General features: G+C 56.3%; 6 protein-coding genes, 3 pseudogenes and 1 other annotated feature. Of the genes and pseudogenes, 6 read left to right on the top strand and 3 right to left on the bottom strand.

All coding sequences use genetic code 11. The features are described 5' to 3' along the window. The first annotated feature begins 317 nt into the window (after positions 1–317). The 4 genes from H3O04_RS30725 to H3O04_RS30710 all read left to right on the top strand — a co-directional run bounded on the left by H3O04_RS30725 (position 318) and on the right by H3O04_RS30710 (position 5,174). The gene (locus H3O04_RS30725; RefSeq protein WP_202589109.1) at positions 318–1,595 is read left to right on the top strand and encodes a PEP-utilizing enzyme; all 1,278 of its coding nucleotides are present in this window, start codon (positions 318–320) and stop codon (positions 1,593–1,595) included. A 55-nt stretch (positions 1,596–1,650) separates the two neighbouring features. Beyond that, positions 1,651–2,919, top strand: coding sequence for an ATP-grasp domain-containing protein (locus H3O04_RS30720; protein ID WP_202589108.1), 1,269 nt, complete (start codon positions 1,651–1,653; stop codon positions 2,917–2,919). Then, complete coding sequence (locus H3O04_RS30715) at positions 2,904–3,914, top strand: dipeptide epimerase (RefSeq protein ID WP_202589107.1); 1,011 nt, start codon at positions 2,904–2,906, stop codon at positions 3,912–3,914. Before H3O04_RS30720 ends, H3O04_RS30715 begins: the two co-directional genes overlap by 16 nt. Positions 3,915–4,010: 96 nt before the next feature. After that, positions 4,011–5,174: an MFS transporter gene (locus H3O04_RS30710; RefSeq protein WP_202589106.1), complete on the top strand. Its 1,164-nt coding sequence runs from the start codon at positions 4,011–4,013 to the stop codon at positions 5,172–5,174. 494 nt (positions 5,175–5,668) lie between these two features. Here H3O04_RS30710 and H3O04_RS30705 read toward each other — a convergent pair. Both H3O04_RS30705 and H3O04_RS30700 read right to left on the bottom strand, forming a co-directional pair. Continuing rightward, a pseudogene (locus tag H3O04_RS30705) lies at positions 5,669–5,921 on the bottom strand (PAAR domain-containing protein). Between the two features lie 79 nt (positions 5,922–6,000). After that, positions 6,001–6,232: pseudogene (locus tag H3O04_RS30700) on the bottom strand (transposase); the annotation flags it as partial. A gap of 175 nt (positions 6,233–6,407) precedes the next feature. On the opposite strand from H3O04_RS30700, the gene H3O04_RS30695 reads away from it, so the two are divergent. Together H3O04_RS30695 and H3O04_RS30690 are read left to right on the top strand one after the other, a co-directional pair. Further along, a complete protein-coding gene (locus tag H3O04_RS30695) occupies positions 6,408–7,028 on the top strand; it encodes an HAD family hydrolase (RefSeq protein WP_202589105.1) in 621 nt (206 codons plus the stop codon). Positions 7,029–7,164: 136 nt separating this feature from the next. Next, positions 7,165–7,656, top strand: a pseudogene (locus H3O04_RS30690) (tyrosine-type recombinase/integrase); the annotation flags it as partial. A 505-nt stretch (positions 7,657–8,161) separates the two neighbouring features. Here the strand turns inward: H3O04_RS30690 and H3O04_RS30685 are convergent. After that, a protein-coding gene (locus H3O04_RS30685; RefSeq protein WP_202589104.1) for an IS3 family transposase occupies positions 8,162–9,399 on the bottom strand; the annotation gives its coding sequence in 2 pieces (ribosomal slippage) (positions 8,162–9,108 and positions 9,108–9,399; 1,239 coding nt in all). After that, positions 9,002–9,118: a sequence feature (AL1L pseudoknot), on the bottom strand. (Overlaps the previous gene by 117 nt.) Positions 9,400–9,655: the final 256 nt, after the last annotated feature.

Below are 9,655 nucleotides of genomic sequence, written 5' to 3'. Positions count from 1 at the left end.
CCGCCGGCGCTCCGGGCCCGTCAACACTTCCATCACTTCCTGCCTGGTGTTAGTCAAAAACACAGTCTTATGCCTACCCGTTATTGTAAGTGGGTGACTGTGTCCGGCGTTTCAGGGGGCTGCTCCACTGGGCCTCTGCTCGCTTTCGGTATGGGTATCGTGATCTTCGGCATCGCGAATTGATGATCTGTCTCGGTGGTAGTCCCTATATCGACGTGGCGTCTAGTGTCGAATCATTCATTCCAGCCGGCGTTCCAGCGGACGTTGCGCATCGCATCGTTGAACAGTGTTCCCGATACGTCTCGGATCACCCGGCTTTGCACGACAAGCTCGAGTTTGCGGTTATCCCTACCTGTTACGTTCCGCACCTCAACGTCGACTTTTCCTCCTATCCCCACTTGGCCGACGCGCTGTCCCACATCGAACGAAAGGTATATCTCGACCAACTTAAGTCGCTGACCGAGCAGATCGTAGCACCAGGCAGCGTGTTTTATCGCGATCTCGATCTTTTGCCACTGCACGCCCGAAAACTTGCACGTTACAAAGCAGATCGAAGCGACACCGCTATCTCATTCTGGCAGTGCATCTCCGACGCAAGCGTGGTCGCCGAGACATTTTCCGGTCTCGCTCGAGCAGCATTCATCGCGACTGCATTGTTGAAGGACCTCGAACATGCCGACGAGCGACTTACTGGGTTGACTGATCAAGTGACGGCTAGCGTTCGTACGATCGGCAAGCAAATCGCGGATGACTATGCAGACCTGGAACTTCATGCGTTCTTGGAGCAACACGGACACGTCCGCCCCGGCACCTACGACGTCACAATCGAGCGTTACGATGAAGCTCCGGATCGATACTTCAAGCGGACGGAGGCGCGAAAGGACGCAAGCAGTCCCATCGCCGACGTAAGTCAATTCATCTCAAACATTACTACGCAGCTCCGCGCTTGCGAGTTGGGCTTCGACGCATTTCAACTGATCACTTTCGCGAAAGCCGCCATTCACGCGAGAGAACAGTCGAAGTATGTCTACGCCGGCTTAGTCTCTGAAGCGCTTTCCCGCCTCACTGAATGGGGTGCTGCCCGTGGGATAAGCCGCAACTGCCTGAGTCATCTATCCCTCAATGATCTCCGTGTCGCAATGGAATCGTACGGCCGAGACGTCGACCTTCTGGCCAAGGGGCGGAAAAACGAGGATGTATGGGCGAAGGATTTGAGCGTGCGAACGCCCGCCGTGTTCAACCATTCCGACAATTTTTTCGCATTCGAGATAAGCGGTACGAAGCCAAACTACATCACCGGCAAGACAATCTCGGCCGCACCTATTGTGCTTACCGGTAGCGAATCAACAGACGCAGACCTGAACGGAAAGATCGTGCTCATCGAGAGTGCCGATCCCGGTTACGATTGGATTTTCACCCACCCGATTGACGGTTTTGTCACAGCATTCGGTGGCGAAAACTCCCATATGAGTATCCGCGCTCGTGAATTCGGTATCCCCGCCGCTATTGGGGTCGGCCCGGAGGTATTCCGAGCGCTGGCGCGTGCGAGCAATATCATACTGAGCTGCAAAGACCAGCGAATTCATTCTGCTTGACGAGAAGAAGCGCCCGAGAATCCCTACCCAAAAAATTAAATAAATCAGCAATCCTATGGAAAAGATATTTATTCTAATCGAGAGCAGCTCGACCGGCACCGGTCTCGCGATGATCAAGAAGCTCTGCGAACAAGGGTACTCGCCGTGGGTGATCAGCAATAATCCGGGTCGATTCGACTTTCCCGATATCCCTCAGCTTCGGCTTCTTCATGTCGACACGAACGACGAAAGCCGATTGATCGAGTTTCTTCTTCAGCATGAGCGGCGCGATGAGTTCGTCGGCGTGTCAACCGTATACGATTTCTACGTTCCTGCGGCGGCCGCAGTTGCACGTGCACTGGCTCTGCCCGGCCCGCATGTCGACTCCGCGAGAAGAGCGAGACATAAACATAATCAGCGAACCGTCTTCGCTCATCACGGCCTTCCCCAGCCGAAGTTTGCCGTCTGTAGTACGGTGGATGAAGCACTTTCTGCTTCACGAGAAATCGGATATCCGCTTGTCTGCAAGCCCGTCAGCGGTGCTGGTAGCGTGGGTGTCAAGTACATCACGTCCGACGACGAACTGAATGTACACGCTGGAACCTGGCTGTCCCGTACAGAGACCCATAGAGGCGTACCGATCCAACAAAAGGTCCTGCTCGAGGAGTTCGTCTGTGCCCCCGAAGTATCGGTTGAAGTCTTCGATGGCATGGCCGTGGCGGTCTGCGATAAATTCGTTAGCCCATTACCGGTTTTCCTTGAAGTTGGACACGAAGTGCCATCCGTCCTTCCAAGCGATCTTGCGCAATCGGCATGCAAACTCGCGGAAGACGCCGTCAAGGCGCTCGGTTTGGATTGGGGGTGCTGCCACGTGGAGCTCCATGTGACCCGTGATGGCCTCTCCGTGATCGAAGTGAACCAGCGGATCGCTGGTGATCTGATTCCCCTGTTGGTAGAAGAAGCCACTGGTGTTGACTTACTGTCGGCGGCAATTCTCAAGGCGGTCGGAGTAACTCCAAGTCTGAACGGAACGCGCAACCGAGTCAGCCGTATTGCATTCCTCGTTTCGGGTGAAATACCGTCCGCGATACGCGATACCTTCGAGACGATAGTTGCTGAAGGTGGTGCGCTGGATGCGCACCTTGGGATGGATCACGGTAAAGGCCTCCACTATGGCGACTCTCGCGATCGTATTGGTCATCTTATTGTGAGCGGGCCTAGTCGGTCGTCCGTCCGAGATAACCTCAACAAACTGCTTGTGAAGTTATCTGGGAAAGAGCGTGTCTTAGCCTCCCCATCCCATAGCGACCAACCTCGGTACGCATCTGCATGCAACGTCAGCTGAGCACACTCTCCGGACATATCAACCTGACGACCATGGTTGAGCGCTGGGACCTGAAAATCCCATTTGTCACCGCGCGCGGCTCTCGCACTGAGGTGGAAGTGATAGTTGTCGAGATCGCTGCCGATGGACATACCGGCCGCGGTGAAGCAACTCCGAGCCGGAGCCTCGGTGAAAGCGCCAGCTCGTGTCTCGGTGAGATTGCAAAGGCCTTTGGTACCAGGGTGTTGACGGCCACCGACGTTGGGCGCCGCGTCGCGATGATGCCGTCGGGCGCAGCGCGAAGCGCGCTCGATAGCGCGATCTGGGACCTTGCTGCAAAGCATTGTGGGACCCGTGCGTGGACTATGGCGTCAATGCAAACACCGACTACAAGGAAGACGATCCAAACAATCAGTGCTGGACCGCCCGACGAGATGGTGAGCCAAGCGCTGATGTTCGGCTCAGCCGAAGTGCTGAAGTTAAAGCTGAATGGGAGAGATGATGACCGAAAAGTTCGTGCGGTAAGACTCGCCCTACCGAACGCACGGCTCATTGTCGATGCCAACGAGTCGTGGACGATGAATCAACTCGTGACGTGGTCCGTGACGATGAGGGAGCTCGGGGTTGAGCTGATAGAGCAGCCCCTTCCCTCAGGATCGGATACTGCGCTATCGCACTTCAATCGCATCGTGCCGATCTGCGCTGACGAAAGTTTTACGGACCCGAATGACCTCTCGGTTATCGCCTCGCGTTATGACTTCGTCAACATCAAACTCGACAAGCTCGGGGGGCTTTCGTCCGCACTGGTAGCGGCAACGATCGCAGAGTCGCACGGTCTTGGGATCATGCTCGGATGCATGATTGGCACGTCACTCGGCATGGCACCATCAACGATGTTGTTCGATCGGGCAACGTACATCGATGTCGACGGACCGTCATTCCTCGCATCAGATCGCGAGCCGACTCTCTGGTGCGATGGCGTGGTATCCGCCCCGCGTCCGGCGCTCTGGGGCTGATCCGCATTTCGCCATACCACCAACTGAACTTACTGTCATCACCGCATCAATATGGACCCGCATCACCTGCAATCCCGATTTGCCGTTCGAGCGAACTTGACATCGATTTTTCTTTTCGCCCTTGGAAATTATGTCTTGATCCCGTATTACGCCGTGTACACAAGCAAGAACCTCGGCTACGGAGTCGCATTTGCCGGCATACTTGTTTCGGTGAGAATGTTTTCCCAACGTGGCCTTACGCTAGTCGGCGGAGTGCTAACTGACTATTTTGGAGCCAAGCTCATTAGTCAAGTCGGAATACTGCTCAGAGCAACTTCATTCCTGATTCTGTTCTTCGACCGCAGCCCGTCAAGCTTCGTAATCTCCGCCTTTGCAAATGGGACGAGTAGCTCCCTATTTAATATGGCTATTCGAAAGATGCTGTTTTTCGCCGTGCGTGAAGACGATTCACGTCTGACAGCAGTCATCAGCCTGCGAAGCGCGTTACTCAATCTTGGGGCCGCAATTGGCCCACTTCTCGGCACATTCTTTCTGTACTGGGATTTCAGTTTGACGTGCCTTTGCGTAACCATGATGTTCGTCGGCTTAGGTACAATTGTATGGGTTGCAAACCGAACGTTCGAAGCCGCGCGAATCTCTACAATCCGTCCGGCGGACTTTCTTCGAGTCATCCGACTTCCCGGCATTCAGCGGGTCATGTTGCTGCAGTTCATTTATTTCTATTTCTATTCTAATCTTGAATATTTACTTCCGATCTTCAGTACGGAGCAAGGTCATCAGGGATTGGTCGGAATACTTTTCACGACCAATGCGGTTGTTGTTGCTGGCGTGCAATTCACAAGCGCCCGCCGCATCGCCAACGCGGGCGTCAACCTTGGATTCTGGTGCTTCCTCGCGTTCTTTCTCCTACTTGGCTCGATTGCATACTTTTCTCCGGGCGTTGGCGTGTCAGTGCTCCTCGTGTTGGCCGTAGCACTATTCACTATCGCGGAAATTGTCATCTCCTTCAGAGTCGAATACCTGTCGACAAAGCTCGGCGACAAATCGCTCGGCGGAACAACGTACGGATTGGTTTCGGTCGTCGGTGCAATTGGCATGTTGGCCGCCAACGCGCTGAACGAGCAACTATATCGGTGGCTTGGCCCGGCTAGCACGTGGAGTATCAATGCCCTGCTTGTTGTGGCTGCAATCGCCTATCTGTGGCGGATAAGGACTCCTTTGTTAGATCGCTTGCCGTCACCAGCAAAAGCTACTCCCTAGAGCACAGCGAACTCACGTCAAGCGATCATTTACTGTTCGCTCGTTGGCGCCAGCACAGTGTGACCCTGCCTCGATTCCACGTACAGCAGGAAGTTTGATAACTTTTCGCCCGTGAGCGGCTATTCGCATCCTAGCGGCTGGACGATCGGTGTCTGCCGCGTGCGCGATAAGTGGACCGTCGAGCTGTGGGATGGAACGTCTCTCATGCCGTCGTCGACTCGCCGGTTGCGGCGCTCAGGCTTCATCGCGAGTTGGTGACGGAATCTGAGCCAGGCAGCTCTCCTGATCTCGAAGGGCAGCACGAGCTGTCGAGCTGACCCGGCCAAGCGATCGGTACGGCCGGCCCGGCCTGCGCCGCAATCCCCGCCGTAGGTGAGATCGTGCCAGCGTTGCGACGTCTGGCCACCCGACCCGAGCTGGCCGCGCGGCAGTCGCAAGATGACGATCTTGTGCGCGTGCGTCGCGCACAAGATCGCCCCAACTACGCGGCTCTTTCAGATAAGACAAGAAATGAGCTGACAAACCGCATGTCGCCTGATGCCCGTGCCGGGCAATCGGGATACCGTCATCCGTCATGGGCGCATCGTCTTCCTCGATGAAGTTCGGCGACACCTCGGGATGCTGCGGGCACGAAACACGATCGCCTTTGCGAGCGACAAAGCGGCCATCGAAACGCATTGTGCTGGAACCTGTTTCGACCTTGCCGCCATGGTCGGTCTCGTCACCGATGCGATTCAAGTTCATCATGATTTACGCCGAGACAATGCGCCCGTAATTCAATTGCCTTGATTGACCAGGCTCAGGCTGCTGTCGATCCAGAACGGGCCTCGGCCTTGAGGTCGCTTTCCGCGCGTCTTGCTGGAGCGCTGGTTGCTACTTCGTGATCCGACGCATTTCCCGTCGGCGCACGGCACCGCCCTCGGCTCCAGTTTCCCGGCGTCGCCACCGGCACGCCCAGCCGCCGGGCCGCTTCGTGTTGCCCTAGTCTCCGCAAGTTTCACCGCCTCGGACTTGAATTCTTCCGAGTACTGCCTTCTCGGCACTCCAGTTTCCGGCATCCCATCCTCCGTACATGCATCAAACTATTCAACTTTATGCTGTACGTGAAACTTGGGCAGGATCATTCGACAGCATCGTAGAGATCGCAGACAATCTCTGGGATATGCAGGGCTGGCCTTGGCCGGTGCCACGAAACCGTGAAGCAAATTTCTCTTTCCGCGAAGGACTCCAGGTGTGGTAAAAGCCATTTTTTTTGATTACGACGGGGTGCTGACGACTGATAGAACGGGTTCGCTCACTACGAACAGATATCTGAGTACAGTAACCGGTGTTGAGTATGAGACTGTTCGCAAGGCATTCGAAAAACACAACCCAGACCTGCTTGTCGGAAAGGTCACACATGCCGAAATCTGGGATGCAGTTTGCGCGGAGATACGTTGCAAAGTCGATTTTTCATTGCTCGAAGAGGCATTTCAAAGCACGCCGAAAAATGACGCAATGTTTGCTCTGGCGCGCAGCCTGAAGCCCGAGTATTCCCTCGGCATCATCACGGACAACAAGCGGGATCGGATCGATTCACTGAAGAAATCGCAAGGTCTCGATGTCCTGTTCAACCCGATAATTGTGTCAGCCGAGTTCGGCTCGGGAAAGGACGGTTCTGCTGTTTTTGAACATGCTTTACGATGTGTCGGAATAAGGCCTGACGAGAGTATCTTCATCGACAACAATCGAGGGAACCTGATTGCACCAAGAGCGCTCGGCATGGGCACGGTCTTCCATGACGATGAAAAGAACGATGTCGAGAAACTGATCGCAACCCTCAGGAACGAGTTCCACGTCTTGGAACGGTCGTGAGACGCAGCGCCATTTCGTGAGGCGCGAAGGAGCGTCCGAATGGCCGCTGCTTGGCGAGCTGATGGGCCGTTGAGGGTCGGGTAGCGACCGTCCGTCGGCGCACACTCAATCTCCCTTTGCCTAAAAGGAGATTGTCATGAAATCCAAGAGTGTCGCCATTAGCGGTCGTGTGCCATGGAACAAGGGCAAACTCACCGGGCAGAAGCTGCCGCTAAAGCTCCGAGAAATTTGGGCGATCCGGACGAGGCTTCAGATGGCGTGGAACGTCCGTGAGCTCGCGATGTTCAATCTCGCAATCGACAGCAAGCTTCGAGCGTGCGATTTCACGCGATTGCAGGTTCAGGACGTCCGTCACGGAAGCCACGTGGCTGCGAGGGCCACCGTCATGCAGCAGAAGACCCAGCGGCCGGTCCAATTCGAGATCACGGAACAGACCCGTGATAGCCTCGAAGCTTGGATCGAAGCGCGAGGGCTGAAGGCCGCCGATTTTCTGTTTCCGAGCCGGTTGCATACGTCACCGCATCTATCGATCCGGCAATACGCCCGAATGGTGCATCGCTGGGTCGCGTCGATTGGACTCGACGATACCGCATACGGTACCCACACTATGCGCCGGACCAAAGCGTCGCCGTAGACCAAAGCAAAGTTGTCACCGTTTGCGAAGCAAAAATGTCACTTCGCGGGTTCGCAGTCGCCCAAGAGCTGGAAACCCTTGTCAACTCAAGGGTTTGTCCGCCGCGATTTAAAGTTGTCACCGAGCCCGGCGCCGCGAAGACCGGTGTCAATTCCCTCCCGACGTCGTTGCAGCGCGGCGGTCGCGGTGACATGTTGTGCACAACCCGAGTTTGGGCGTGCTATCGTGCTGTCGTGATAAAAGGCGCTTTCAAGACAACTTCTCCGAGAGCTTGAACGGGCCGCGCGTCCCGGCCGCGATAGGATCCAAGCCCTGGTCGAAGCACCTTCACGGGGTCCAATACTGCAGCTTCGCGACCCCGCGGAGCAGCTCATCGGCGCGATCTCGGAGCTTCAGGTAGCGGTAGCGCTCAGCCATCTCGCGAAGCGACTGAAGCCTTGTGCGCCAATAGGCAGGATCGCCGACTGAACCGCACCGGGAATCGTGGAGGCTGGTTGGTTTAAGTTAATGCGGACACGTCAGCGGCATTTCTGAGTTGCCTGTAGTAGTTTGCCTCAGCCTCAGCGGGCGGGATATAGCCGAGCGGTTCCATCAGCCGATGATGGTTGTACCAGGCCACCCATTCCAGCGTTGCCAGTTCGACGGATTCCCTCGTTTCCCAAGGGGCGCGCCGATAAATCAGTTCCGTCTTGTACAGGCCGTTGATCGTCTCGGCCAGCGCATTGTCGTAGCTGTCGCCTCGGCTGCCGACCGACGGCTCGATGCCGGCCTCAGCCAGCCGTTCGCTGTAGCGGATGCTGACGTATTGAGACCCTCTGTCGGAATGATGAATCAAAGTCCCGTCCTCACCCGGTTGGCGGGCGTACAGCGCTTGTTCAAGTGCATCCAGAACGAAGTCCGTGGTCATCGACGAGCTGACGCGCCAGCCAACAATACGGCGGGCGAACACGTCGATCACGAATGCCACGTACAGCCAGCCTTGCCATGTCGAGACATACGTAAAATCCGACACCCAGAGCTGATTCGGTCGGTCAGCCTTGAACTGCCGGTTGACTCGGTCCAGCGGGCGCGGCGCGCTCACCTCGGCAATCGTCGTGCGAACACGCTTACCGCGAACTGCGCCACGCAAGCCCTGCAGCTTCATCAACCGTCCGACCGTGCAGCGTGCCACCGCAATGCCTTCCCGGTTCATCTGCTTCCAGACCTTCGGCACGCCGTAGACCTGCATGTTGGCCTGCCAGACACGCTTGATCTCCGGTTGCAAAAGCTCATCGCGTTTCGCGCGGGCGCAGCGTTTCGACGGATCGCGAAGTTGTGCTGCATGGCGTCGGTAGCCCGACGGGGCAATCCGCAAGACCTTGCAGATCGGCTCGACCCCGAAGGTGTCGCGATGCTGATCAATGAAGGCCTTCAGGACTTGAAACGGCGGTCGAGCTCCGCCTGGGCGAAAAACGCGCTCGCCAGTTTGAGAATCTCATTGGTCCGGCGCAGTTCCTTGACCTCGCGCTCCAAGGCTTTGATACGTTCACGCTCGGCCGTACTCACGCCATCGCGCTCTCCACGGTCGACCTCGTCGCGCTTAACCCAATCCAACAGCGTCTGCGCCGTGCAGCCGATCATCGGCGCAATCGATTCGACGGCCGCCCACATCGACGGGTGCTCGCTACGCTGCTCGCGTACCAGGCGCACTGCGCGCTCTCGGACTTCTGGGGAAAACTTGCTTGGCTTCTTGTTCATGGCTCCATTCTCTCAAGAGTTGGAGCCTCCACAAAACTCGGGGCGGTTCAATCAAGAAATCAGGGGATTACCGCGGGAAGTCGAGGTCTGCTACGAGAGTAGACGACATTATTTTGGTGAGATTTTCAATAAAGCCGTCAACTCGTGTCCCGAGTGCCTTGGTCTACGGGGATTCTGGAGTGACGGAATTATTTTGATGTCTACGCCGGGACGTGGAGTACGGCGTCAACCCGATACCCCACCCGGAGATTTGAAC

Source organism: Burkholderia sp. KCJ3K979 (assembly GCF_016759955.1).
Classification (GTDB): domain Bacteria; phylum Pseudomonadota; class Gammaproteobacteria; order Burkholderiales; family Burkholderiaceae; genus Burkholderia; species Burkholderia orbicola.
This window is presented reverse-complemented; position numbering and strand designations above follow the sequence as displayed.

Bases quoted from the DNA above. Each gene is read 5' to 3' on its own strand.
- H3O04_RS30720 (WP_202589108.1), top strand. From the start codon at position 1,651: ATGGAAAAGATATTTATTCTAATCGAGAGCAGCTCGACCGGCACCGGT.
- H3O04_RS30715 (WP_202589107.1), top strand. From the start codon at position 2,904: ATGCAACGTCAGCTGAGCACACTCTCCGGACATATCAACCTGACGACC.